Annotated in this window: 21 protein-coding genes; 6 read left to right on the forward strand and 15 right to left on the reverse strand. The window is 56.7% G+C overall.

Annotation, left to right across the window (positions count from 1 at the left end; genetic code table 11):
* Nucleotides 1-23 precede the first annotated feature (23 nt).
* The 3 genes from J1D76_RS02495 to J1D76_RS02505 form a co-directional block, all read right to left on the reverse strand.
* Entirely contained in the window at nucleotides 24-1,145 is a 1,122-nt protein-coding gene (locus tag J1D76_RS02495; RefSeq protein ID WP_421136874.1) for a glycerophosphodiester phosphodiesterase, read from the reverse strand.
* Between the two features lie 176 nt (nucleotides 1,146-1,321).
* The gene (locus tag J1D76_RS02500) at nucleotides 1,322-1,645 is read right to left on the reverse strand and encodes an antibiotic biosynthesis monooxygenase family protein (RefSeq protein ID WP_421136875.1); all 324 of its coding nucleotides are present in this window, start codon (nucleotides 1,643-1,645) and stop codon (nucleotides 1,322-1,324) included.
* A complete protein-coding gene (locus J1D76_RS02505; protein ID WP_421136876.1) occupies nucleotides 1,642-2,349 on the reverse strand; it encodes a CTP synthase in 708 nt (235 codons plus the stop codon). The genes J1D76_RS02500 and J1D76_RS02505 overlap by 4 nt, the downstream gene beginning before the upstream one ends.
* A 15-nt stretch (nucleotides 2,350-2,364) precedes the next feature.
* On the opposite strand from J1D76_RS02505, the gene J1D76_RS02510 reads away from it, so the two are divergent.
* Nucleotides 2,365-3,306 (forward strand): LysR family transcriptional regulator, encoded by a 942-nt coding sequence (locus tag J1D76_RS02510; RefSeq protein ID WP_421136877.1) that lies wholly within the window; start codon nucleotides 2,365-2,367, stop codon nucleotides 3,304-3,306.
* 6 nt (nucleotides 3,307-3,312) lie between these two features.
* Here the strand turns inward: J1D76_RS02510 and J1D76_RS02515 are convergent, their stop codons facing one another.
* On the reverse strand, nucleotides 3,313-3,843 hold the full coding sequence (locus tag J1D76_RS02515; protein WP_421136878.1) for a DUF1003 domain-containing protein: 531 nt from the start codon (nucleotides 3,841-3,843) through the stop codon (nucleotides 3,313-3,315).
* 125 nt (nucleotides 3,844-3,968) lie between these two features.
* Nucleotides 3,969-4,580 (reverse strand): TetR/AcrR family transcriptional regulator, encoded by a 612-nt coding sequence (locus J1D76_RS02520; RefSeq protein WP_421136879.1) that lies wholly within the window; start codon nucleotides 4,578-4,580, stop codon nucleotides 3,969-3,971.
* A gap of 215 nt (nucleotides 4,581-4,795) precedes the next feature.
* Between J1D76_RS02520 and J1D76_RS02525 the strand changes: the two genes are divergently transcribed.
* Complete coding sequence (locus tag J1D76_RS02525) at nucleotides 4,796-5,854, forward strand: MBL fold metallo-hydrolase (protein ID WP_421136880.1); 1,059 nt, start codon at nucleotides 4,796-4,798, stop codon at nucleotides 5,852-5,854.
* Nucleotides 5,855-5,901: 47 nt separating this feature from the next.
* On the opposite strand, the gene J1D76_RS02530 is transcribed toward J1D76_RS02525, so the two are convergent.
* Together J1D76_RS02530 and J1D76_RS02535 are read right to left on the reverse strand one after the other, a co-directional pair.
* Nucleotides 5,902-6,219, reverse strand: coding sequence for an XRE family transcriptional regulator (locus J1D76_RS02530; protein ID WP_421136881.1), 318 nt, complete (start codon nucleotides 6,217-6,219; stop codon nucleotides 5,902-5,904).
* A gap of 119 nt (nucleotides 6,220-6,338) precedes the next feature.
* Entirely contained in the window at nucleotides 6,339-7,304 is a 966-nt protein-coding gene (locus J1D76_RS02535) for a hypothetical protein (RefSeq protein WP_421136882.1), read from the reverse strand.
* A 227-nt stretch (nucleotides 7,305-7,531) separates the two neighbouring features.
* On the opposite strand from J1D76_RS02535, the gene J1D76_RS02540 reads away from it, so the two are divergent.
* Both J1D76_RS02540 and J1D76_RS02545 read left to right on the forward strand, forming a co-directional pair.
* A complete protein-coding gene (locus J1D76_RS02540; protein WP_421136883.1) occupies nucleotides 7,532-9,313 on the forward strand; it encodes a SulP family inorganic anion transporter in 1,782 nt (593 codons plus the stop codon).
* 53 nt (nucleotides 9,314-9,366) lie between these two features.
* A complete protein-coding gene (locus J1D76_RS02545) occupies nucleotides 9,367-12,870 on the forward strand; it encodes an alkaline phosphatase family protein (RefSeq protein ID WP_421136884.1) in 3,504 nt (1,167 codons plus the stop codon).
* Nucleotides 12,871-13,176: 306 nt separating this feature from the next.
* On the opposite strand, the gene J1D76_RS02550 is transcribed toward J1D76_RS02545, so the two are convergent.
* The 8 genes from J1D76_RS02550 to J1D76_RS02585 form a co-directional block, all read right to left on the reverse strand.
* The gene (locus tag J1D76_RS02550) at nucleotides 13,177-13,890 is read right to left on the reverse strand and encodes an HNH endonuclease (protein WP_421136885.1); all 714 of its coding nucleotides are present in this window, start codon (nucleotides 13,888-13,890) and stop codon (nucleotides 13,177-13,179) included.
* Between the two features lie 156 nt (nucleotides 13,891-14,046).
* On the reverse strand, nucleotides 14,047-14,967 hold the full coding sequence (locus J1D76_RS02555) for a hypothetical protein (RefSeq protein WP_421136886.1): 921 nt from the start codon (nucleotides 14,965-14,967) through the stop codon (nucleotides 14,047-14,049).
* 129 nt (nucleotides 14,968-15,096) lie between these two features.
* Nucleotides 15,097-15,630: a Bro-N domain-containing protein gene (locus J1D76_RS02560; RefSeq protein ID WP_421136887.1), complete on the reverse strand. Its 534-nt coding sequence runs from the start codon at nucleotides 15,628-15,630 to the stop codon at nucleotides 15,097-15,099.
* 321 nt (nucleotides 15,631-15,951) lie between these two features.
* Nucleotides 15,952-16,527 carry a hypothetical protein gene (locus J1D76_RS02565; protein WP_421136888.1) on the reverse strand — a complete coding sequence of 192 codons (576 nt, stop codon included), beginning with the start codon at nucleotides 16,525-16,527 and terminating at the stop codon, nucleotides 15,952-15,954.
* Nucleotides 16,524-17,921: a dGTPase gene (gene dgt / locus J1D76_RS02570; RefSeq protein WP_421136889.1), complete on the reverse strand. Its 1,398-nt coding sequence runs from the start codon at nucleotides 17,919-17,921 to the stop codon at nucleotides 16,524-16,526. The genes J1D76_RS02565 and dgt overlap by 4 nt, the downstream gene beginning before the upstream one ends.
* Before the next feature lie 91 nt (nucleotides 17,922-18,012).
* Nucleotides 18,013-19,260, reverse strand: coding sequence for a ribonucleotide-diphosphate reductase subunit beta (locus J1D76_RS02575; protein ID WP_223534276.1), 1,248 nt, complete (start codon nucleotides 19,258-19,260; stop codon nucleotides 18,013-18,015).
* A gap of 525 nt (nucleotides 19,261-19,785) precedes the next feature.
* Nucleotides 19,786-20,061: a hypothetical protein gene (locus tag J1D76_RS02580; protein WP_421136890.1), complete on the reverse strand. Its 276-nt coding sequence runs from the start codon at nucleotides 20,059-20,061 to the stop codon at nucleotides 19,786-19,788.
* Nucleotides 20,062-20,250: 189 nt separating this feature from the next.
* Complete coding sequence (locus J1D76_RS02585; protein WP_421136891.1) at nucleotides 20,251-20,514, reverse strand: DUF2790 domain-containing protein; 264 nt, start codon at nucleotides 20,512-20,514, stop codon at nucleotides 20,251-20,253.
* A gap of 485 nt (nucleotides 20,515-20,999) precedes the next feature.
* Between J1D76_RS02585 and acs the strand changes: the two genes are divergently transcribed.
* A complete protein-coding gene (acs, locus tag J1D76_RS02590; protein WP_421136892.1) occupies nucleotides 21,000-22,955 on the forward strand; it encodes an acetate--CoA ligase in 1,956 nt (651 codons plus the stop codon).
* Between the two features lie 701 nt (nucleotides 22,956-23,656).
* Nucleotides 23,657-24,436: an ABC transporter substrate-binding protein gene (locus tag J1D76_RS02595; protein ID WP_421136893.1), complete on the forward strand. Its 780-nt coding sequence runs from the start codon at nucleotides 23,657-23,659 to the stop codon at nucleotides 24,434-24,436.
* The last annotated feature ends 30 nt before the right edge of the window (nucleotides 24,437-24,466 follow it).

The following is a 24,466-nucleotide window of genomic DNA, read 5'->3' on the forward strand; positions in this document are numbered from 1 at the left end:
CACAGGTTTTGTGCAGCTAAACATCAGTAGCCGTTGTTCTTCAGCACTTGATCGACACTTGCCGCCGCCGGGCGTTTATAAAACTTCAACAACTCGCTGGCGCGGTTGGTGAAAATGCCGTCGACACCAGCGTCCATGACTTTCTGGTAGTCCACCGCAGCGTCGACGGTGTAGACGTGCACCAGCAGGCCCTGATCGTGGGTGTACTGGTTCATCCACGGTTGTACAAGGTCCGAATAACTCTGGTCGCCACCCTCGGTCAGCGCGGCGGACGGGCCGGTGCCGATGGCACCCTGGGCCTTGGCGTAGTCGACCCAACCCTGGAATTCGGCCTTGTCCTTCGGTTGCTGTTTCGCATAGTAAGCAGCCTTGTCCTTCTCGCCGGACTCGGCAAAGGTCACCCTGGACCTGGGTTCGATGCTGCCTTCGCCGACCCACAACAGCAAGATCTTCGGCACCTTGGGCATTTCCTTTTGCAGCAGTTCGAGGCTGCTTTTCTCGAAAGTTTGCAGCACCACTTTGCCGTTGCCCAGGCCGACCGGCAGATCATTGTTCGCCAGTTTTGAATCGATCGGATTTAACCAGCCACGGGCCTGAAGCTTGGCCTTGAGGTCGTGTTCGATGCCGGGAAACTGCTTTGGCTCCTTGGTTTCGATGTATAGGCCGGGTTTGTGCTGGGCGTTGCCTTCGGCGATGTCGATGATTTCATCGAGGGTCAGGATCTTCAGGCCAGCGAAAGCAGGGCGCGCGCGATCCGGGTAGGCGGCGTTGAACCAGCTGCCGGCGTCCAGTGTTTTCAGTTCGGCCATGGTGAACGCATTGGCCGGGCTGTCCTTGCGCTCGGGGAATTTGCTGGCGACGTCGGTGGTGCGTTGCAAGTTGTTGTCATGCAGGGCAAACAGCACGCCGTCCTTGCTGCGTTGCAGATCCATCTCCAGGTAGTCCGCGCCCAGGTCACGGGCGGTCTTGTAGGCGGCAGCGGTGGATTCGGGTGCGTCGAAAGACGCGCCACGGTGGGCGATTACCGCAGGGTGCGCAATGCCCAAGCGGGTCGCCAGTGCCGTGGGGGCGCTGGCGGCCTGTGCCTGGCCAAAGCCGAGCAACAGGCTCAGCCATAAGGCGTTTTTAGTAACGTTTGCAGCCATGGTCGAGATCCTTTCGCGATGAATGAACAGTCCCTTTTAACAACTGATCGTTAAAGGCGCTATCGCGAGCAGGTTCGCTCCCACAGGTTTAGTGGTGTTCGCAGATTTTGTGTACACATAGAACACTGTAGGAGCGGGCTTGCCCGCGAAGACGGCCTCAAGAAAAACCGCTTCATTTACAGACTGAACCCATAGGCCCGCTCAACCCGACACACCCGCGTATGACACCGCGCATACCAGGTCGAACGCCCACGCTCGCGAATCGCCGTATGCTCAGGGTGTTGCTTCCACGCCAGAATCGCCGCTTCACTGGTCCAGTACGACGCCGTAATCCCCAAGCCGTCGTCACCCCTTGCAGACTCCACCCCGAGAAACCCTGGCTGCTCACGGACCAACTCCAGCATCCGAGTGGCCGCTTCGGCGTAACCCTGGTCACCTTCAGTGCGCAGCGAGGTAAAAATCACCGCGTAATAAGGCGTCTTCGGTGTGTCAGCGATCATGAAGTTTGCCTCGTGCACGCACTGACAAAGTCACGCACCAAGGGTGGCAAGACACCCTTTAGTGCCGCCCGCTCGGGCTGGAACAACGTGGCGATAAAGAATGGATGACTGCGGAGTTCCACCGCACGTAGCCCTTGTTCCGAATCAAAGCCGACCGCGTGCAGTTCACGCTCGAGCAACGCCGCTTCGAACTGCGGATTCACCCCGTAGCGGCAGCGATAACCCTCACGTATCTCGGACGTTTCGTACGCCTGGGCAATCAGCGAGCCTTCACGCAGATGGATCGTATCGACCGCTTCCACCAGCGAACACGTCAGGGGCGTCAGCAGCGCCCGCGTCGCATCGGGCGCCGTCTCGCCGTGTTCGGCATCTGCCCAGCCAAGCACATTGCGCGCATATTCCAGCACCGCGTGTTGAAAGCCGCCGCAGGTACCGAGGAAAGGTCGCCGTTGTTCGCGGGCAAAGCGAATCGCCGTTAACGCGCCGTCTGTGCTGCGGTAGGGGCTGGCCGGCACGCACCAAAAGCCATCGAAGGTGTGCAGCGGCGTCCCGGTGTGAATTTCATCGGTGGCCAGCCATTGCCCTTGCAGGTTCAGGCCAACGTGTTTTGCGGTCATTTCGAGGGCGACGGGAATGGCTTGGTGAGCGGTGACTTGCGGGTCGTAGTCGCCGATCAGGGCGATGCGAATCGAGCGGGTTTCCATCTTGGGCCTCGGTACTTGTTGATTGCTGGTGCCCACTATAGATTGGCGTTCACGCACTCAATATTGGCGTTTTCCCAAGTGATCAATGCAGCAACGCACTATCGACTCGACTATGCGGGCCTGGCGCTGATCCTCGCCCTGGTGCGCGGCGGCTCGCTGGCCCGCGCCGCGCAGTTGTTGAAAGTGGATGTATCGACGGTGTTCCGGGCGGTACGCCGGCTGGAGGCGGCACTGGGTCAGCAATTGTTTGAAAAAAGCCGCGCCGGCTACCTGCCCACCAGCCTGGCCCAGTCCCTGGCGGAACAGGCCGAGCGCGCCGAGCAAGCATTGGAGGCGGCGCGCATCGGTGTGGAGCAGGGTGGGGAAGTGATCAGCGGCATCGTGCGCCTGACCTGTACCGATTCGGTGCTGCAAGGTTTGCTGTTGCCGGCGCTGGCGCAGTTCATGCCGAACTATCCGGCGCTGACCATTGAACTCTGTACGTCCAACGATTTTGCCAATCTTAGCCGCCGTGATGCCGATATCGCGCTGCGCCTGACTCGCACGCCACCGGAGCATCTGGTAGGACGGCGACTGGCGGATATTGCCTACCGCGTGTGTGCCAGCGTGGGTTACCTGCAATCGGTCGATGTCAGCGATCTGGCTTCTTTGACCTGGATCGCCCCGGATGACTTCCTGCCGGATCACCCGACTGTGACCTGGCGCCGCCAGACCCTACCCGGCGTGATGCCGGGCTATCGCTGCAACAGCATGTTGTCGGTCAGTGAGTTGGTGCGAGCCGGATTGGGCGTGGCGGCGCTGCCAGACTTCTTGATCGGCGAAGGATTACAACCGTTGGGCGAACCGCTGCACGGTTACGACACCGCGCTGTGGCTGCTGACCCGCCCCGACTGCCGTGCCTTGCGCTCGGTGGTCACCCTGTTCGATGAGTTGGGGCGGGCGCTGAAGCCTTCCTGAAACCACTCAGGTCTTGGGCTCATCCTTGCGCACAAAGTGTTGATGCATTTCGCAGGTCAGGTTTTCGATGTGTTCGGTGAGGGCCTTGGTCAGCTCCGTGAGGCGGGTGTTCTGCTCCAGCAACGCCAATAGTTGGGCGGTGTTTTTCGCGGCTTCGGCCTGCCGCTCCGTATTGGCGATTGCCAGCGCCTCGCGGTGTTGCGCGTCGGCATCGGATTGAGCTTTGTCCCGCGCGGCCTGACGCGTCTGCGCCAACAGAATCAATGGTGCGGCATAGGCCGATTGCAGGCTGAAAGCCAGGTTGAGCAGGATGAACGGGTACACATCGAAGTGGGTGAGCCCGGAAACGTTGAGGCACACCCAGGCCACCACGATCAGCGTTTGTGCGCCGAGAAAAGTCGGTGTACCGAAGAACCGCGCAAAAGCTTCGGCGCGCAGGGCAAACTTGTCATTGCCAAAGGTCGGCGCGAGGTGGGCATGAGGACGATGGAAACGCAGGTGATCGACGTGGGCGGCGGTTTCGTGGCTGGTGTTCATGATGCTCTCTGTCTGGCGCTGGGACTGAAACTCACTATAGCCTCAGCGCCAGTTTCATTTTGAAACATATCGTGCCATTCAAATCAGAGCCAGCAATCCTTAGACCCCGCCGTTGACCTTGTCATTTATTGCAACTGGTAGCAGGCCAGAAACATGTCCAGCGCGGACTCGGCCACCCGGTGTTGTTCTTCGGCTGACAAGCCGGGTTGCCTCATGGAAATCTGCGGCCAGAATGCAAAGGACTTGAGCAGGCCATGGATCTGTTGAGCGGCGAATTCGGGAGCCGCGGCCTTCAATCGGCCATCCGCTTGAGCTGTCCGAATCCACGCTGTCAGCCCTTCTTCGCGTTCGCCCATTCGGGCCACCATGTCCTGCGCCCGCTCCGGGGAATGAATCGTCGCCGCAATGGCGACCCGTGCCAGGTCGAGAAAATTGTCATCGCCCAACATTTGCAATTTGGCCATCAGCAGCGAACGCAACTGGTCGCGTAGCGGCTGGTCGGGACGGTAGGCCGTTTCCTGTTCCGCGCTCACTCGGATCCATAACTGATTGAGGATCTCGGCGAACAACTCTTCCTTGCTGGGAAAATGGTTGTACACCGTGCGCTTCGACACGCCGGCAGTGGCAGCAATCTTGTCCATGCTGGTGATTTCGAAACCGTTGTCACGGAATTCGTTGATCGCGGCTTGAATGATCGCTTGGCGTTTTCGGTCGGTGAGGCGCTGTGGAGCTGTCATAAGTACGCTTCGGCAGGAAGAAAGGGAGAATTACACTCGGTAGTTTACTTGTCATCGACTTTGATGCAACCTAGAAACTACACTGTGCAGTGTAATGTTTTGTTAACCCTGCCCAGCAAAAATAGAAAGTCCGGCCGATGCGTGCGTGCCTTGGCCATTTATCGTCCCAAAGCGGAGAATCGTGCGATGCGCGGTTTTTCTGGAGTCATTCAGTCATGGCCAATTCAAACTCCCCGGCGGACAACGCCTCCACACCTGAAGCATCCCGACAGGCTCAAGGGCAGTACCAAAACTTCACGCCGGTTCAACGTTTAAGCTTTGGCAAAACCATGGGCATCCTGTGGAACGCGCTGTTCCACAAACCGCTAAACACCCGCCCAAGTGCGCCCGTCCCGGTGCAAGCCCTGACTCGAACCGCACTGATCGCAGCGCCCAACCACAGCGTCTATCGCCTGGGCCACTCCACGGTGCTGCTCAAGCTGCGCGACAAGTTCTGGATCACCGACCCGGTCTTTGCCGAGCGTGCCTCGCCCGTGCAATGGGCTGGCCCCAAGCGTTTTCACCAGCCACCGATCAGCCTGGAAGAATTGCCACCGATTGAAGCGGTGATCCTGTCCCACGACCACTACGACCACCTGGATCATGCGGCCGTGCTCAAGCTCGCGGACAAGACCAAACACTTCCTCGCCCCGCTGGGCGTCGGCGACACCCTGATCAAGTGGGGCATCGACGCCAGCAAAGTCCGCCAACTGGATTGGTGGCAAGGCACGGAAGTCGATGGCATCCGGTTCATCTCCACCCCATCGCAGCACTTCTCTGGTCGTGGCCTGTTCGACAGCAACAGCACCCTCTGGGCCTCGTGGGTGATGATCGACGGCGACACGCGCATTTTCTTCAGCGGCGACAGCGGGTACTTCGACGGTTTCAAACGCATCGGCGAACAATACGGCCCCTTCGACCTGACCTTGATGGAAACCGGCGCCTACAACGTCGATTGGCCGCACGTGCACATGCAACCCGAACAAACCCTGCAAGCCCACCTCGACCTCAAGGGCCGCTGGTTATTCCCTATTCACAACGGCACCTTCGACTTGTCGATGCACGCCTGGTACGAACCCTTCGACCGTATCCTGGCCCTGGCCTGGGAAAGCAACGTGTCGATCACCACACCGCAGATGGGTGAGGCGTTCAACCTGATGCATCCGCAGCGTGGTGGGGCGTGGTGGCTGGCGGTAGAAGGGGAGAGTGATCGGGGGGTGGTGCAGAACGCGTAAGCTTCTGAGACAGGGCCACTTGCCATGAAGTGGCCCTCATATATCCCTCACTCCACCCTCGCAAAATCCGCCCGCCCCATTGGATTTGGCGTCGACCCTTTCACATTCATCCCTCGACCCGGCGCAAACCCCGGGAAGAACACCAACCCTTCGGCCTCGAGCCGATAGGCCAACGCCAGGCGCGTGACATCCAGCACCTCCTGGCGCGCCTCGAAACGCTGAATGGCATCCACCGATACCCGGGACTCTCGCGACAGCTCTTTCACACTCCAGCCCAGCATCGCTCGGGCCTGGGCGCAGTGGGACGGGGTGAATTGGAAGAGGGCGATACGTTCCAGGGTGATTTTCATCGCTTGAGAGGCCATGGTGTTCTCCGGGCTCGAGAGTGTTGGTCAAAATATACTGTGTTTTTGTACAGTTGTTTTGAGCCCGAATCAAACGCATTTTTTGATTTGTCTTTTCAGGCAGACGAATGGCAGTGCACCTATTTGTCCGCCAACCCCGGTGCTTCCCGCACAATAAAGTGATCCAGATTTTCAATGTTGGCGCTGAACACCCCGAACGTCTGCTCGGGGTTTTTCTTGCTCGGTACCTGCTTCAGCTCCGGCGTCACGCCATAAAAGAAACAGTACAACGCCCGCCCGCTCTCGATGGCGTGCTTGATCTCCTCTAAAAACGCCTTGCGCTTGCGGTAGTTGTCGATCAGCTTTTTGCTCAGGTAGACATTGACCGAGTACGGCTTTTTCTCGAACCAGACTTTCTTTTCGAAGTCGATGCGAAAGCTCTGGGTGTAGTCCTTGATCTCCTTGACCTTGCCCCAGTAGATCAACCCCCTGTTATCCTGCAGGTATTCGATCTTCTTGAAAAAAGACCCGTAAGGCGCGGTGTGTTCGCCAATTTTCAGCGGCACGCGCTTGAGCAGGTCTTTGTCGTCGAAATTCGATACGAAACATTCCACCGGGTGGGCGAAGACGCTGGTCTTGTCCGGGGCTGATTCCCTGTTCGGTTGCTCGACGTTGCTGGTCATCAAGGGCGTCAGCGACTCATCCCGCACCTCGTCCGCCACGACCTTCGGGTTGGAAGGCTTACGCACATACTCCCGCCGTGTCAGTAACAATTCCGACGGGAAATGTTCCTCGCGGCTGTCCTCCGTTTGCGCCTCATCCACGCCCGACGCTGGTGTCTTCACGCTGACGTAAGGGCACCCCTCGACATGCCGCGTACCCGGCAGGTTCTTGAAGTGCGGCGTGCGCATGTAGTTCACATTCTTGGCGTTGAACGTGCCCAGATCATTGGCCGCATCGAATGCCAAGCGGCAGGCATCGTTGGGGCATTGGAAATGCTCCCTGGCGGAATCGAACGCCATCGTCTCGTCAAAATTCAGATCCCGAACGTCGTAGATCGACAACTTGTCGTTGAGGCTGAGGCAGTAGGCGAGGTCGAATTTCATGGCCGGTTCCAGATCCTTCAAGTGGACAGCTTCCAGCCATGGCGTATTCGAAGCAATAGCTACACTGAGATCACTTCGATATCGCCGAGTCAGCAGCCCCCTGTAGGAGCAAGCTTGCTCGCGATGGTCGTGAACGATGCTGCGTGTCTGCTGATTAACGCAGCGCCTTTGAGTCCATCGCGAGCAAGCTCGCTCCTACAGAATGAACAACATCAAAGAGGGCGTTCATGAGCCATCCAGACACCTCGCCCCCCGTCCCGGAGCCTGGCCGAATAGCCCGCCGGGACGAACAGCGCGGTTGGCGCCGCTGGCTACCAGGGTTGGGCGTGCTGCGCGAATACCAATTGGCATGGTTGCGCCACGACATCGTCGCCGGCCTGGTGCTGACCACAATGCTGGTGCCCGTCGGTATCGCTTATGCGGTGGCTTCGGGGGTGCCCGGCATCTATGGCCTGTACGCGACCATCGTACCGCTGCTGTTCTACGCGTTGTTCGGCCCCAGCCGGATCCTGGTGATGGGCCCGGATTCCTCCCTGGTGGCGGTCATCCTTGCGGTTATCCTGCCACTCTCCGGCGGCGACCCGCAGCGTGCCGTCGCCTTGGCGGGGATGATGGCGCTTGTCTCCGGCGCGGTGTGTGTCCTGGCCGGCGTTGCGCGCCTGGGGTTCATCACCGAACTGCTGTCCAAGCCGATCCGCTATGGCTACATGAACGGCATCGCCCTCACGGTGTTGATCAGCCAACTGCCCAAGCTGTTCGGTTTTTCGATTGAGGCCCATGGCCCGCTGAGGGATTTGTGGTCCATCGTCTCGGCGCTGATGGACGGCAAAGCCAACTGGACCGCGTTCATGGTGGGCGGGCTCACCTTGGCGGTGATCTTGCTGCTCAAAAGAAGGCCGCAATGGCCGGGCATCCTGATCGCCGTGGCGGGCGCAACGATTGCCGTGGGCGCACTCGACCTGGCGGGGCGCGCCGGTGTGAAAGTCCTCGGCACACTGCCCCAAGGTTTGCCCGGGTTCGCCATCCCCTGGATCACCACCGCCGATATCGTCCCGGTGTTGATCGGCGGTTGCGCCGTCGCGCTGGTCTCGTTTGCCGATACCAGCGTGCTGTCCCGTGTCTATGCGGCGCGGACCCGAACCTACGTCAACCCGAACCAGGAAATGGTGGGCCTGGGCATCGCCAATCTGGCCGCCGGGTTCTTCCAGGGTTTCCCGATCAGCAGCAGCTCCTCACGTACGCCCGTGGCCGAGGCTGCCGGTGCCAAAACCCAATTGACCGGCGTCGTCGGCGCACTGGCGGTGGCGTTGCTGCTGGTGGTGGCCCCGGACCTGCTGCAACACTTGCCGTCCAGCGCCCTGGCGGCGGTGGTGATCGCTTCAGCCATCGGCCTGATCGAGATCGCCGACCTGCGCCGGATCTACCGCATCCAGCGCTGGGAATGCTGGCTGTCGATTGTCTGTACGGTCGGCGTGGCCGTGCTCGGTGCGATCGAGGGTATCGGCCTGGCCATCGTGATCGCGATCATCGAATTTCTCTGGGATGCCTGGCGCCCTTACTCCGCCGTGCTGGGACGCGCCGACGGGGTCAAGGGCTACCACGACATCAAGCGCTACCCCGAAGCGCGCCTGATCCCCGGCCTGGTCCTGTTCCGCTGGGATGCGCCGCTGTTCTTCGCCAACGCCGAACTGTTCAACGACCGCGTGCTGGACGCCGTGGCGGCATCGCCCACACCGGTGCGTTGGCTGGTGGTCGCCGCAGAACCGGTGACCAGCGTCGACGTGACCTCCGCCGACATGTTGGTGGAACTGGACGACACACTGCACGCGGCGGGTATTGAGTTGTGCATTGCCGAGATGAAGGACCCGGTGAAGGACAAGCTCAAGCGGTTCGGGTTGTTTGCGCGGCTGGGGGAGACGGCGTTTTTTCCAACGATTGGGACGGCTGTGGATAGTTATGTGGCGAACTATCAGGTGGATTACAGGGGGCGAGACAATGAAGGGAATTGATTGCCGTCAAATCTGCTAGATCGAAATCGAGACTTCATATCAAGGAGCGCACCATGCCGAACAACTGGCCCGCCGGGATTGAACACGTTGTCGTGCTGATGATGGAAAACCGTTCGTTCGACCATTTGCTGGGGGATTACACAAGCATCGATCCCGCGTGTGACGGTATCAACCGCAAGGCGCCCAGCACCAACCCGCTGAAGCTGGCCAATGGCAATTCGACGGTGATCACCCAGGCCTCGGAGTTCCCGGAGAACTACAGCCTGTGGGCGCCGCCACCCCCTCTGCCTCCGGCGCTGCCGCCGGGCAACAGCGAGGGTTTTGACCTTGGCCACGAGTTCGTCAACGTAGAGAAACAACTGGGCGTCTCCTTCAAGACTAGCCCGGCCAACCCCACGCTCAATGGTTTTGCCCAGGACGCCTACGACAAGGCCCGCACCGACCTGAAAGTGTACAAAACCTGGTCGCAATCCATGGCCCAACGGGCGATGAACTACATCCCGTTCGGCGCTACGCCCGCGAAGGATACGCTGCCGGCCATCCACGGATTGGCGCGAAACTTCACCGTGTGCGACCGCTGGTTTTCCTCGGTGCCAGGCCCAACCTGGCCGAACCGTTTTTTTGCCATGCTCGGCAGTTGCAATGGTCATCTGCTGATGCCTTCCACCGGCACGGTACTGGCCGGCATCAAAAGCCTGATCGCACAGTTTGGTGGCGAGAGCATTTTTTCGCTGCTGCGCAACAACGGCCATGACGCGCGTATTTATTCCGACGGCGCTGTGCCACTGGCGGCGCTGGTCAAGGGTGGTTTGCAGCACCTGAGCATCGAGGACTTCAAGTCGGATGTGAGCGGTAACACGCTCCCCGAACTGTCGTGGATCGAGCCGAGCTATGGATTGCTCAACGGTAAGCTCGGGCCCAACGTGTCCCATCATCCGCCTGAGGATTTGCGTTTTGGCGATCAGTTTGTCGGTGAGGTGTTCAACGCCTTGGCGGCCAACGCCGCGGTATGGAACAAAACCCTGTTCGTGCTGCTGTACGACGAGCATGGCGGTTTCCATGACCACGTTGTGCCGCCGACCTGCGTGGCGACGGGGTCATCGGTCGATGTGCCCTGGAAAAACCCCTTCACCCGCCTCGGCGTGCGTGTACCGGCGATCCTGGCTTCGCCGTGGCTCAAGCCGGGTTTGATCCCCTGGACCGGGGATGTCCAGGCGCAGCACTACGATCACACCAGTTTGCTGGCCTTTCTTTGCGATCACTTCAAATTGCCGCGCAGTGCGCTCGGCCCACGGGTGGTCGCCGCGCAGCACTTCGGCAATGCACCGATCTGGCGTGACGCGCCGGTCGCAGCGGCGGCACCGACATTGGCAGCCACTGTGGTGCCAAGTCGCGTGGGTTTGCCGTTGATCGAGTCCGAACTGGCGACGCAGAGCCGACAGGTAGTGGACAGCGCCACCGGTTACTTAGACGGCCTCGATCCCGAGCAGATCTGGAAGAGCAGCGCGCAATGGGTCAGTGGCTTTCTCGGCAACCGCAGCCGCGCCTTGGCGGATCCCGCTCAAGCCGTGCTCACGCCTGCTGCGCCCAGTGCGGACAGCCTGGAGGCGAAACTGCGGCGCTTGCAGGATTTGATGGTCACCGCCCAACAACAAACCGTGCCTGCCGTGGCCGCGCCGGCCAGCAGAGCCTTGGTTGAAGCGGGAGCTGAGGCCGCGCCAACACGACTGCGCATCCTGTGCCTACCTGGTGTCGGGTTCAGCCGCGCAGCAGGCGGGCAGGGCGGTATCGACGCCAATTGGCAGGAACAATGGCGTACCTTGATCCGCACTCAACTGGCACAGAACGGCCGCCTCATCGATGACCAGGACATCGACTTTCTGTCCTTCGATGAGCAACTCAAGGAGGGGCCGGATTTCGCCCAGATCACCCGAGGCCTGGCGATGCTGAGGGCTGACGCCAGGGGCAAGGCCGATGAGCGCTTTGGCAGTTGGGGCCTGCCGGTCAACCAGATGTTGCGCACCTCGGTGGGCGCCATCGTGCAATGGATCGAAGACGCGGACTTGCGTACTGAACTGACCCAGCATCTGCTGGCGAAGATCGACGCATTCAATCCGCAGATCATCTTCGCCCAAGGCCTTGGCAGCCTGATCGGCTACGACGCTTTGCGCCGTTCGGTGGCGAAAAAAGGGGCGGCACTCAAGCGCATCGATGGTCGCGTGTTCGCAAGCTTCGGCTCCCCCATCGGCCTACCATTGGTGATGCGCGAAGTGTGGGGCGGGCGGGTCCTGCGCCTGAGCGAAAACGGCCGAGGCATCCGCCGCTGGTTCCACCTCCATAACCCCAACGACGGCTTGCTGACCCGGCCAATCACCTCGCCGGATTCTGCGCGAGTCGACCTGCAAACCGAATTCACCTTGCCATTGCGCGATGACCTGCTCGACCTCAATCACGCCGCCCAGGCCTACCTGTCGTCACCCACCAGCCAGACCGGCCTGTGGCCACAACTGGCCCGCGATGTGGTGGCCGCACGCGCCCTGGAAGTGCCGGCGTTCCTGTCCCGCAGCGGCCAACGCAAGCGCCGCGCCCTGGTGGTCGGCATCAACGACTACCTCGACCCGAGCGCACGCCTCGACGGCTGCATCAACGACACCTACCTGATCAGCCGCATGCTCCAGGAAAGCGGCTACGACGCCGGCGACATCCGTTTGCTACACGACGCCCGAGCGACCCGGGCCAACTTCGTCGAGCGCCTCGAATGGCTGGTGGAAGGCGCCCGAGCTGGCGACGAGCGCGTACTGTTCTACTCCGGCCACGGCACCCAACTGCCGGTCTACAGCAGCAGCGGCGAAGCCGACTGCATGGACGAAACCCTGGTGCTCCACGACTTCGACTGGGACGACGAAAGCACCCACTTCACCGACAAACTGTTCCGCCAGTTCTACAGCCACCTGCCCTTCGACCCGGACGGCCACGGCGCCAAACTCACCGTCATGTTCGACTGCTGCTACGCCGGCGGCATGACCCGCGGCAACGGCCGCGTGCGCGGCATCACCCCACCCAGCGACATCCGCCATCGCATGCTGCGCTGGGACCCCTACGCCGGCGACTGGGACCGCCGCGTCTACGCCGTCGACAGCGACCGCCGCGACTTCAGTGAACAAGACAACAAAACCCGCGGCCTCACCCGCACCCGCACCACCCAAGGCGCCGCCACGGGCCTTCGCCCCGAGAAAAAAGCCCAACTGCTGCGTCAGGGCAAACTCTATGGTCACCATGGGCCCTACATGCCGCTGATGCTCTATGCCGCGCGGGAGAACGAAAAAGCCAGCGAGTATGAGGTGGGCTCCAACCACTACGGTGCCTTCACTTATGCCCTGGTCGAACAACTGCGCAAACTGCATCAGGAGGATGCGACGTTGGGGTTTGATCAGTTGATTGAGCGGGTGGGGAGTGTGTTGAGCGCGAGGTCGTTGGGGCAGACGCCGGAGATTGTTGGGCCGAGCGGGGTGAGGGCGGCGGTGTGTCCTTGGCGGATTAGTGGGTTGGGGAGGTGAGGTTTTAGCTTTTTTGCAGGCAAAGAAAAGGGCCGCAGGAAAACTCTGCGGCCCTGATACCACTGACGTGCCCAAGACAGCCGCTGAACCCCTGTGGGAGCGAGCTTGCTCGCGATTCGCAAGATCAACACAGCAACCAAGCCAGCCACCAACCTTGTGGCGAGGGGGCTTGCCCCCGTTGGGCTGCGAAGCGGCCCTACATTCTGCAACTCGGGAGCATCAGACAAATCGAGTTGTGCGGATTTACGACTGCTGTGCAGCCGTACGGGGGCAAGCCCCCTCGCCACAGGTTAATGTTCTGCTCGGCTATTCGGGTTTCAACCGCTTCACCCTTGTATAAAGCAAAGCAGTGAAATCCTCCCGGTCACTCGAATGGTGACAACGCCGATGACAGTTCGGGCATAGCGCTACAGCATTGCTCGGACGATCCGAACCGTCCTGTGCCAAATGCTTAACGTGATGAACCTCAAGAAACGGACTGCCTGACTTTTCAAACGGAGCAGGCTTGCGACACCCTTCGCATCTACCTTTAGCCTGTTGGCGAACCCACGCTCTCACTTCCGGATCGCGAACATACGACTTTCCGCTGGACTGAATCTGCTCTGGTTTCTCAATCCCCTTCGGCTCGACTTTAATCGGTTGTCGCTCAAGCTTTGCAGCTCGCTGCTCCAGTGTCGCCTCGTCGGCGGTCGGGGCAAAGTCTTCGGGAGTCAAAGGGCCTGGAGCATTGAGTGCTTCACGAATGCTCTTCGCAACATTGGCGCCGACATTTTTGGCGGGTTTGTAGCCCTCAATGCGATCACGCCCGAGTTCAACCAACACGGTAGAAATGTTCTGCATCCGAAACTCAACCGAACCTTTGGTCCGACCAGCCAAAGCACCCTCGCGCAGGACGCGATTTTCATGAGCCTTGTTGATCGCCTGACCGTTCTGCTCGCGAGAAAGCATGCTGAGATAGGCATCGACCGCAGCCTGAATCTCTACCTCACTCCAGTCGCCGTTGCTCTTTTCCGTATCCATACAATCGCCGAGGGTTAAATACCCTCGGACGATACTGAGTGGCTACTACGACTGTCTACGAAAATTCCTACGAGTCTGAGGGATTTTTCACTCGCTTCGTCCTAAGACGTTCACCCTGATGTCGAACGTAATTCGCATGTCTTGGAGTTAGGTTGATTAAAGCCTTACTAGATAGCGTTGATAAATCCAGCCTTCTATATCTTCGCCGTCTACATCTGCCCTAACATGAATCCAAACAGACTTGTCACCTTTTAGATTTTCTACCCAGGTTCCCTTGCCTAAACGAGCCAGTTTATCTGAGTTTTTGTTAGGTTTTGCTCGGAGGATTACTTCGTCTGCCGTAACAATGCTATAGCCTTTGAGCAGCGTTCGCTGCTCTGCTGATAATGAATTTACTGTGGCGCGAATTCCTTCGGGGGTTTTCGAAGTTTCTGTGGCGTTTTGGAATGTCGTAAGTAGAGCGGCTAGCGCAATTACGTTCAAAAATTTCTGCAATTTATCCCAGAAAAAAGTGAGGAATACGGAAAAGTATTTATAGGCTTCTCCAGTAAGCTCAGTAAGGTTTTCTCCTCTTTCAATTGCCTCAACTATTTCTTTTTCTAATTCAAGCTGGTTGGTTGGGGTTTTATAGGGTATTCCTGTGTGCGGTTCTAAGTGGGTGGTTTCGAATAAAAATTCTTTGGTGGCTCTAATGGCTTCAGGCGAATGAGACGTCAGATAGTTATAGAGGAAAGAGTTCTTCCGCTCTTCGAACCACTCAGGTCCCAAGGCTAAAACGTCAAGGTTGCTAAGGCGCGCAGCAGCCTCTCGAATCCGGTTACTCACAACTACACCAACATTTTTGGCCGGTTTGTACCCAGAGATGCGTTGTAATCCTAGCTGCTCAAACACGGCAGAAATATTCTGCATACGAAATTCGACGGAGCCCTTTGTGCGGCCAATTAAGACTCCTTCACGTAGCACACGATTCTCATGGGCCTTATTGATTGCCTGACCGTTTTTCTCACGCAACAGCATCCGGAAGTAAGCATCGACCGTTGCCTGAATCTCCATGTCACTCCAATCGCTGTTACTCATTTCCGTATCCCTTAGTATCGTCAGAGGCGTGTAACACCCGGACGATACTGAGGGGCCATTACGGCTGTCTACGAAAATTCCTACAGGACAAAGCGACGAATCTCGCGAGCGACCCTACAAGCACGTCACCTAACCCATCGAGCGCTTCGACAACTGAAGGATCTGCACAACCTTCCGCCACCAAGGCTTAGCTACCGGCATCCTCTGTTGAGTGTGATCAAGCAACAGATAAGGCATGTCCCGCAGCCGAATCCACCCCTCATCCTGCCAGTGCAGCAGGCTCAGCGACATTTCCGACCAATTCAGCAAACTCAGCATTGGCCGATCCGAACTTTCTGACTGTTCGGCATCTCGTAACGCTGGCACCACTTGATGAGTGACCCACTCACGCAGCAACCGATTTCCAGGTGCGTAGTGATAGACCAGCAGCGCATACACACCGGACTCACTTAACATCAACTGCTTTTCCGGTTGCCGGTGATACTCAATCCACAGCATGCGGTGCTGGTCTTTGTCTAATTTGTTGACTATGCGTTCACTTAGATGGAAACCCATCAAACGGCCGATATCGCGGGCGCAGAACCATGGCTGGTTTTCTAGGAGGAGGGCGTGGAGTGGAAGGTTGTGGCGGTTGAAAATATTTGGAATGAGCGCTTCAGACATTTCCAAGCTCCGGAGCGGATGTTGAATCAGATAAACTCGTTGTGGACATATCTATTTTTCTCTACAAATGGACTAGGGAAAGCCAGAGCCCGACGTAGAGGATTTAAGAAACCCCAACAAACAGCTTCCCTTTAAAAACTGTGCGCTGATCAATGAGGTCAGCACACACTTTTTGTGGGGTTAGCTTCTACGTTGGGCGTTTCTTAGGCACCTGCGGATAAGTTAGTATGGTGTGATAAAAGTTAAAAGGTGATGCTTTCTTATAATTCTGTCAGATTTTTCGTTTATTTATTTTAGTTGTGCTGAATTTGTGTGAGTCTTTTATAAAATTTTGCTTTTTGTAGGGATGGCTAAATAATGGGAACTGTTGTTGCTCCATCTTAAACTGCTGTATCCAGCAAGTAATCGATGCCCAATCCATCGTGTATCGATAATTTGGGTTTCATTAGGTTTAGATATTAGCAAAAGACGGCCCATAAAACTAACCCAGTCAGAATGCTTTATTAGTTTTAAGCTGTAGGCGTGACATGACCTGCCGGAATTGAAGAAGGATAGTTCGTTAAATACGTCTCGTGGTAGTATTTGTCTGATTGTATTTATTTTTTCAAGGATTTCGTGCTCGGAAGTAACGAAGTCAATCATTGGGATGTGAAATAATTTTTTGTTTATTCGAACTGACGAGTGTATTGCAAGCTCGTTATTTTTTGGTAAAGCGCTTATCACGCGACCGATTATGTTTTCGGATAAGCGATCAGCCGTGATGCGAATTATTTCACGATGATCAAGGATTGACTGAGGCTCATATTCGTAAATACTAAATTCGAACTCGGCATCGTAACTCAAGCTCGATGCCAAGTTCTTTATGAGATGAAATGGGTGAGTTTCCTCTAAAATCATACTGTCCGAATGCCCATGAGTTTTTGATACATTTCCAGCGCGAAATCATCCGTCATCCCTGACAGGTAATCAATAATTAGATGAGCTCTATAAATCCATTCATTTTCTGGGTTGGCGGATGCTTCATGTTTGTAAGATTTTTTGCATTGAGATGGTAATAGATTTATTAATCGTGAGTGGATTTGCAGTCCCAGTTCTTTTATTTTGTCAGTGTCTTTTCTCAGGACTATTTGGAAACTGTCGCAGTCTATTTCCAGAAGTGGAGAAAGTTTGTCCAGTAAACCAGTTATTATGCTGTTGCCCGAAAGCTCAATTACTTCGGCTTCTCTCGATGTGTATACGTTGGTCGAAACAAAGTTTCTTACAGCTTTGAGTATCTTGTATTCTGATGATTGTTTTTTAATAAGGGTTTCATAGAATGACCCTTGGAAAATAGAATCAGAATTTTCGAGAAATGATTCTTTTGCTATATCTGTGGCTCTGTTAATTAAGTTTGTTCTAATGTAAATAAATTTGTTGATGGTTTCTTTGTTTTCTTCTGCCTTAAGGATAATGCTTTCCCAGTCTATTTTTGCGTTGCTATCTAAGTCTTGACTGATTTCTGTCAGTACGTCTTCTAGTCTTATTATTTTTTTCTCTATTCCATCTTCGATGTCGCTCAGGCAATAAGCTATGTCGTCTGCCGCTTCCATAATGAACGTCAAGGGGCTTCGCACGTAATGTGGGATGTTCAGTTTATCCCAGATCTCTTTGATGGAAGTGTCTTCCGTGAGGAAGTAGCCAGGCTTTTTGTGGAAGTTATTTGTTCCAGCCTTTCGGGTGCTCTCAGAATGGGGGTATTTTAGATAGGCAGCAATAGTTGAACAGGTGAGATTTAAACCATACTGATCCTCTCCTTGGAGCTTGGTTATTATCCTAAGTCCTTGAGCATTGCCATCGAAATTCTCAAAATCTACATAGTGCGAGGTAAGACTGTTTCTGTGCTGTTCGAATGGTTTTTTTGAGGCGCCATTTTTTTTAAACCAGTTAGAGATTGCGGCTTCACCAAAATGTCCAAAAGGTGGGTTGCCTATGTCATGTAGGAGGCAAGCGCATTCAACAATGTTAACTAGGGGGTCAGAGTCACTAATTTTTCCATTCTTAACCAAATCTTTTGCAATTTTTTGTGCTATTTGCCGACCAATTGCCGCAACCTCTAATGAGTGTGTAAGGCGGCTTCGAACAGCAGCATTTGACTCAAGAGGAAACACTTGAGCTTTTTTCTGAAGTCGTCTGAAAGGAGCAGAAAATAGAACTCTTGCTTTATCGCTTTCTGTTTCGGATGTTAAATCATGCTCTCTAATGGTAGTGGTCGGGCGAAGGCGTTCAGTGCTAATTATTGTTTCGTACTTCATAATTTTCTCCTTAAAAAAAGCCCCGCATTGCGGGGCTTTTGTTACCCGACGTCCATGCGTAGGTAAAGCACTTAGAAAGTTTGTGGAGGAATTAATCCCAGCTCAAAGCCCCACCAGTCTGATACTCAATAACTCTCGTCTCAAAGAAATTCTTCTCTTTCTTCAAGTCCATAATCTCGCTCATCCAAGGGAACGGGTTAGTCGTCCCTGGATACTCTTCCTTCAACCCAATCTGCGACAAACGACGGTTAGCAATGAACTTCAGGTAATCCTCCATCATCGCCGCGTTCATGCCCAACACCCCACGAGGCATGGTGTCACGCGCGTATTCGATCTCCAGCTGAGTACCCTGCAGAATCATCTGCGAAGCCTCTTCCTTCATCTCGGCATCCCACAGGTGTGGGTTTTCGATTTTGATCTGGTTGATCACGTCGATGCCGAAGTTCAGGTGCATGGATTCGTCGCGCAGGATGTATTGGAACTGCTCGGCGACGCCGGTCATTTTGTTGCGGCGGCCCATGGAGAGAATCTGGGTGAAGCCGCAGTAGAAGAAGATGCCTTCCAGGACGCAGTAGTAGGCGATCAGGTTGCGCAGCAGTTCTTTGTCGGTTTCGACGGTGCCGGTTTCGAACTTCGGATCGGAGATCGAGCGGGTGTATTTCAGGCCCCAGGTGGCTTTTTTCGCGACCGATGGGATCTCGTGGTACATGTTGAAGATTTCGCCTTCATCCATGGCCAGCGATTCGATGCAGTACTGGTAGGCGTGGGTGTGGATCGCCTCTTCGAAGGCCTGGCGCAGGATGTACTGGCGGCATTCCGGGTTGGTGATCAGGCGGTACACGGCCAGGACCAGGTTGTTGGCAACCAGGGAGTCGGCGGTGGAGAAGAAGCCGAGGTTGCGCATCACGATGCGGCGCTCGTCGTCGGTCAGGCCTTCCGGGTCTTTCCAGAGGGCGATGTCGGCGGTCATGTTGACTTCTTGCGGCATCCAGTGGTTTGCACAGCCGTCCAGGTACTTCTGCCAGGCCCAGTCGTACTTGAAGGGTACGAGTTGGTTGAGGTCGGCGCGGCAGTTGATCATGCGCTTTTCGTCAACGGCGACACGGGCGGAGGCGCCTTCGAGTTCGGCGAGGCCTTCGGCGACGTCGAGGGAGTCCAGGGCGGCTTTGGCGCGGGCAACGGCGGCGGAGTCAGCGGCGGTCACGGCACGGGCTTCCAGAGCGGCGGCACCGCCGGCACTGTCGAGACGGTCCATGTTGGCTTCGGTGGCGTGGCCAGCGTTAGTGCCCTTGACGGCTACTTCCGTGTCTTCTTTGTCGAATTCGTCCCAGCTCAGCATGACGTGTCGTCTCCTGCGTGAGGGCCAGTGTGCCCGTGTGAAAATGGATGGTTGGTTTTTCACACGGCCGTACTGGCCGCGTTGGATCTAAAGGAATCGTTTTTTGCGGCAGCTATACGCAGGCATCAAACAGAATTTGTACGGGGTTCCGAGAGCCTCTGATGGGTGCAGCAAGCGTTGCACGCCTGTGCGGGGCTTCAGACTGGCTATTCATCCCTGTAAGGGGATATTGCAGGCCCGTTTAAGGCCGCATTATAGGGAAGTTTTGCGCGCTGTGGTGCGGCGAAATGGCTCACGGATCGGTCGACGGTGGCTGCATTTCGGTCGGAGCGAGGGTTTACAGGGCTTTGCACGGATTTGGCGGGGGAAAGTTTTTTTTCTTGATTTTTTGCGCTGGATTATTTTTGTTCAATAAATAACCAAAATCGGCTTTTTTCACTACATGTTGTGTTTCGGTGGGCGTTTCTCAGACTCCAGACACAACTGAGCCCGACCGAAGCCGGGCTGTGAAGTCGCGCTGGCGAATCAGCTCAGGCGACCTGCACCGACGTGGTCGGCACCATCGGCGGCGAGGCGGGCGGCGCCAGTATGGTCAGCACCATCGGAAGCGAGTTTGCCAGCGCCTACATGGTCAGCACCATCGGCGGCAAAAGCGGCGGAACCGGTGTGGTCGTAACCGTCGGCAGCGACAGCGGCGTCGCTGGTGAATGCGGCGGAGCCCGTGCGGTCGTAACCGTCAGCAGCGAAAGTGTTGGCAGCCAGCACGGAAAGGGTCAGGGCGAGAATCAGTTGGGTTTTCATGGTCATGTGCTCCAGATTCTTGGGCGTTGTTTGTCTTGGGTTGCAATCCATACTACGCCGACTATTTCGATTAAAAAGCGCAAATAAATGCTAAAAATGATCGTATAAATCGATCAAAAGGGTTCGGCGCTTCATCTGCGGACAAGGGCAGTGGGTCGAACCTTTTTGGGGAAGGGGTGAAACAGAAAATCAGCCGTTAGAGCAGCCATTGCCCATCGCGCTGTAACGCAGGATATGTCGTTGGCCGTTGGAATCTTCGTATTCCATTTTCATCGGAACAACTTCACAGACATTCGGGGCTTCGCTCATCGAGATAACTTTGGCGATGTCCAGATTCATCGAATAAGTGTATTCCTCAATGGGCGGTTGTTGCTGCGCGACATCAGTCGGGACCTCGTTTGCCATGGCGCTCAGGCACACGCTGCTAAGGGCCAGAACTAATAAAGCTTTCATTTCAAATTTACCTTTTAGAGGTCGAAAGGGTGCACGCAATCCTTTTGGGATTGCGTGTGGAGCTTCGGTACCAGGGTGTTTGATTAACGGCCTTCGTGGGGGCTGCAACTGGGTTAATCAGGTTGCCTTGTTGGCGTGGCAGATTTTAGGCGCGGGTCTTTCGATCATATAGCCTGGGTTTTGATAAACACCTTTGACAGATTTCGTAACAATCCCCGAATTGACCTGTAGGAGCCGGCTTGCTGGCGATCCAGGCAACACGGTGTGCCGGGTGCACCGCTTTCGCCGGCAAGCCAGCTCCTACAGGGATGTGTGGGGTGTCTACCTCGTTTGAGGTACGACGAAACGTGCGGGGTTTGGCACGCTGGGCAGCTATTTACGACATTTTGTAGGGGCTTGTTACTACCATCGTCGAATGGTTCTATAGGCCCGGCCCGGCTACAACGGGGCCATACAAAAACAACTATTCCACCGAGGTAAGAAAGATGAGTGCGGCTTCCCTGTATCCCGTTCGTCCCGAGGTCCTGGCTAATACGCTGACTGACGAGGCGACCTACAAGGCGATGTACCAGCAGTCGGTCGTCAACCCCGACGGCTTCTGGCGCGAGCAAGCCAAGCGCCTCGACTGGATCAAGCCTTTCACCACGGTGAAGCAGACTTCCTTCGACGATCACCATGTCGACATCAAATGGTTCGCCGACGGCACCCTGAACGTTTCCTACAACTGCCTCGACCGTCATCTGGCCGAGCGCGGCGATCAAGTGGCAATCATCTGGGAAGGCGATGACCCTGCCGAAAGCCGCCACATCACCTACCGCGAACTGCACGAGCAAGTCTGCAAGTTCGCCAACGCACTGCGCGGCCAGGACGTGCACCGCGGTGACGTGGTGACGATCTATATGCCGATGATCCCCGAAGCCGTGGTCGCCATGCTGGCCTGTACCCGCATCGGCGCGATTCACTCGGTGGTGTTCGGCGGCTTCTCGCCGGAAGCCCTGGCCGGTCGCATCATCGACTGCAAATCCAAAGTGGTGATCACTGCCGACGAAGGCATTCGTGCCGGCAAGAAGATCCCGCTCAAGGCCAACGTCGACGACGCGCTGACCAACCCGGAAACCAGCAGCATCCAGAAAGTCATCGTGTGCCAGCGCACCGGTGGCAACATCAAGTGGAACCAGCATCGCGACATCTGGTTCGAGGACCTGATGAAAGTGGCCGGCACCGTGTGCGCGCCAAAAGAGATGGGTGCTGAAGAAGCGCTGTTCATCCTTTACACCTCCGGCTCCACCGGCAAGCCGAAGGGCGTGCAGCACACCACCGGCGGCTACCTGTTGTACGCCGCCATGACCCACGAGCGCGTGTTCGACTACCGCCCGGGTGAAATCTACTGGTGCACCGCCGACGTCGGCTGGGTCACCGGCCACAGCTACATCGTCTACGGCCCGCTGGCCAACGGCGCGACCACGCTGCTGTTCGAAGGCGTGCCGAACTACCCGGACATTACCCGGGTGGCGAAGATCGTCGACAAGCACAAGGTCAACATCCTCTACACCGCACCGACCGCGATCCGCGCCATGATGGCCTCGGGTCAAGCCGCCGTTGAAGGCGCCGATGGCAGTAGCCTGCGCCTGCTCGGTTCGGTCGGCGAGCCGATCAACCCGGAAGCCTGGGACTGGTACTACAAGAATGTCGGCAAGTCCCGTTGCCCGATCGTCGATACCTGGTGGCAGACCGAAACCGGCGGCAACATGATGAGCCCGCTGCCGGGCGCCCATGCGCTCAAACCAGGCTCCGCGGCGCGTCCGTTCTTCGGCGTGGTGCCGGCACTGGTGGACAACCTGGGCAACATCATTGAAGGCGAGGCCGAGGGCAACCTGGTGATTCTCGATTCGTGGCCAGGTCAGGCGCGGACGCTGTTCGGCGACCACGACCGCTTTGTCGACACCTACTTCAAGACCTTCCGTGGCATGTACTTCACCGGTGACGGTGCCCGTCGCGACGCCGACGGCTACTACTGGATCACCGGTCGCGTGGACGACGTGCTCAACGTGTCCGGCCACCGCATGGGCACCGCCGAGATCGAAAGTGCGATGGTCGCGCATCCGAAAGTCGCCGAAGCGGCGGTGGTCGGTGTGCCGCATGACATCAAGGGGCAGGGCATCTATGTGTATGTCACCCTGAAAAATGGCGAGGAGCCGACCGAACAACTGCGCCTGGAACTGAAGAACTGGGTGCGCAAGGAGATCGGCCCGATTGCTTCGCCGGATGTGATCCAGTGGGCGCCGGGGCTGCCGAAGACCCGTTCGGGCAAGATCATGCGCCGGATCCTGCGCAAGATCGCGACGGCTGAATACGATGGGTTGGGGGATATCTCGACCTTGGCAGATCCGAGTGTGGTGCAGCATTTGATTGATACGCACAAGACGATGAATGTCGCGTAAGCGGCAGTTCTGAGTCACTGAAAAGCCCTGTCAGGTGTTGCGCCTGGCGGGGCTTTTTTGTGCCTGGTTTTGGTGTTGGCTGGGCTGGCCTCTTCGCTGGCAAGCCAGCTCCTACAAGGATTTTCGGTGTGCACGCGATCGGTGTCACGCCACAAAATACGGTGGGAGCGGGTTTGCCCGCGATGGCGATTTGTCAGGCACCCCTTAAACAACAGCCAATAATTATCGGCTTGCGCTGTAGGGCGTTTCCCACTGTTACCCGCGATTGCTCAAGTTACTGAATGTGTAACCGCACCGACTCAATCCGGGGCATTGGGAAACGCCAAGCCCCGGAACAGGGCCTCAAAACCATCGGAAAAAAATAAGACCCAACGCTGCGCTTGCCGGATTAGAAGGGTTTGCCAATAATAGGCCCGCAATTTGCAGCGTAGATCGGTTCACTATCTTTTGGCTTTGCATGATTTTGCAGGGCTGTCAACGCGCTAAACGGCTTTCTCAGTGCTTCTGTAACTAGTTGTCGCATTGAAGAAATATCGGCCTCCGGCCTGTCGTTAGAATGCCGATCACTCGCTCGTCGTTGCCGGTGTTGAATTTCAACACTCGCTTCCCAGGACGCAGCAACTGCTTTGCGGTCCCACTCACTCGCATATTGGGCTGTCGCTCACTCTGCCGTTTTTGCCCTTTACCGATGGAGTCCCAAGATGAAGAAACTCGTGCTGCTTGGCGCCCTGGCACTGTCTTCCGTGCTGTCCCTGCCAACCTTCGCCGATGAAAAACCTCTGAAAATCGGTATCGAGGCGGCTTACCCTCCGTTCGCGTCCAAAGCACCGGATGGCAGCATCGTGGGTTTTGACTACGACATCGGCAACGCCTTGTGCGAAGAGATGAAGACCAAGTGCGTATGGGTCGAGCAAGAATTCGACGGCCTGATCCCGGCACTTAAAGTGCGCAAGATCGACGCGATCCTGTCGTCCATGTCGATCACTGAAGACCGCAAGAAGTCCGTGGACTTCACCAACAAGTACTACAACACACCGGCTCGCCTGGTGATGAAGGCCGGCACTCAGGTCAGCGACGGCCTGACCGAGCTCAAGGGCAAGAACATTGGCGTGCAGCGTGGTTCGATCCACGAGCGTTTCGCCCGCGAAGTCCTGGCCCCGCTGGGTGCCGAGATCAAGCCTTACGGTTCGCAGAACGAAATTTACCTCGACGTGGCCGCTGGCCGCCTCGACGGCACCGTGGCAGACGCTACGCTTTTGGATGACGGTTTCCTGAAAACCGACGCCGGTAAAGGTTTTGCCTTCGTCGGCCCTGCATTCACCGACGTCAAATACTTCGGCGACGGCGTAGGCATCGCGGTTCGCAAAGGCGACAAGGAAGACCTGGACAAGCTCAACAACGCCATCGCGGCCATTCGTGCGAACGGCAAGTACAAGCAAATCCAGGACAAATACTTCGCCTTCGATATCTACGGCAAGTAACACGTCCCGGCGACAAGTCCGAAATGGCGC

Source organism: Pseudomonas sp. NFX15 (assembly GCF_049132105.1).
GTDB lineage: Bacteria > Pseudomonadota > Gammaproteobacteria > Pseudomonadales > Pseudomonadaceae > Aquipseudomonas.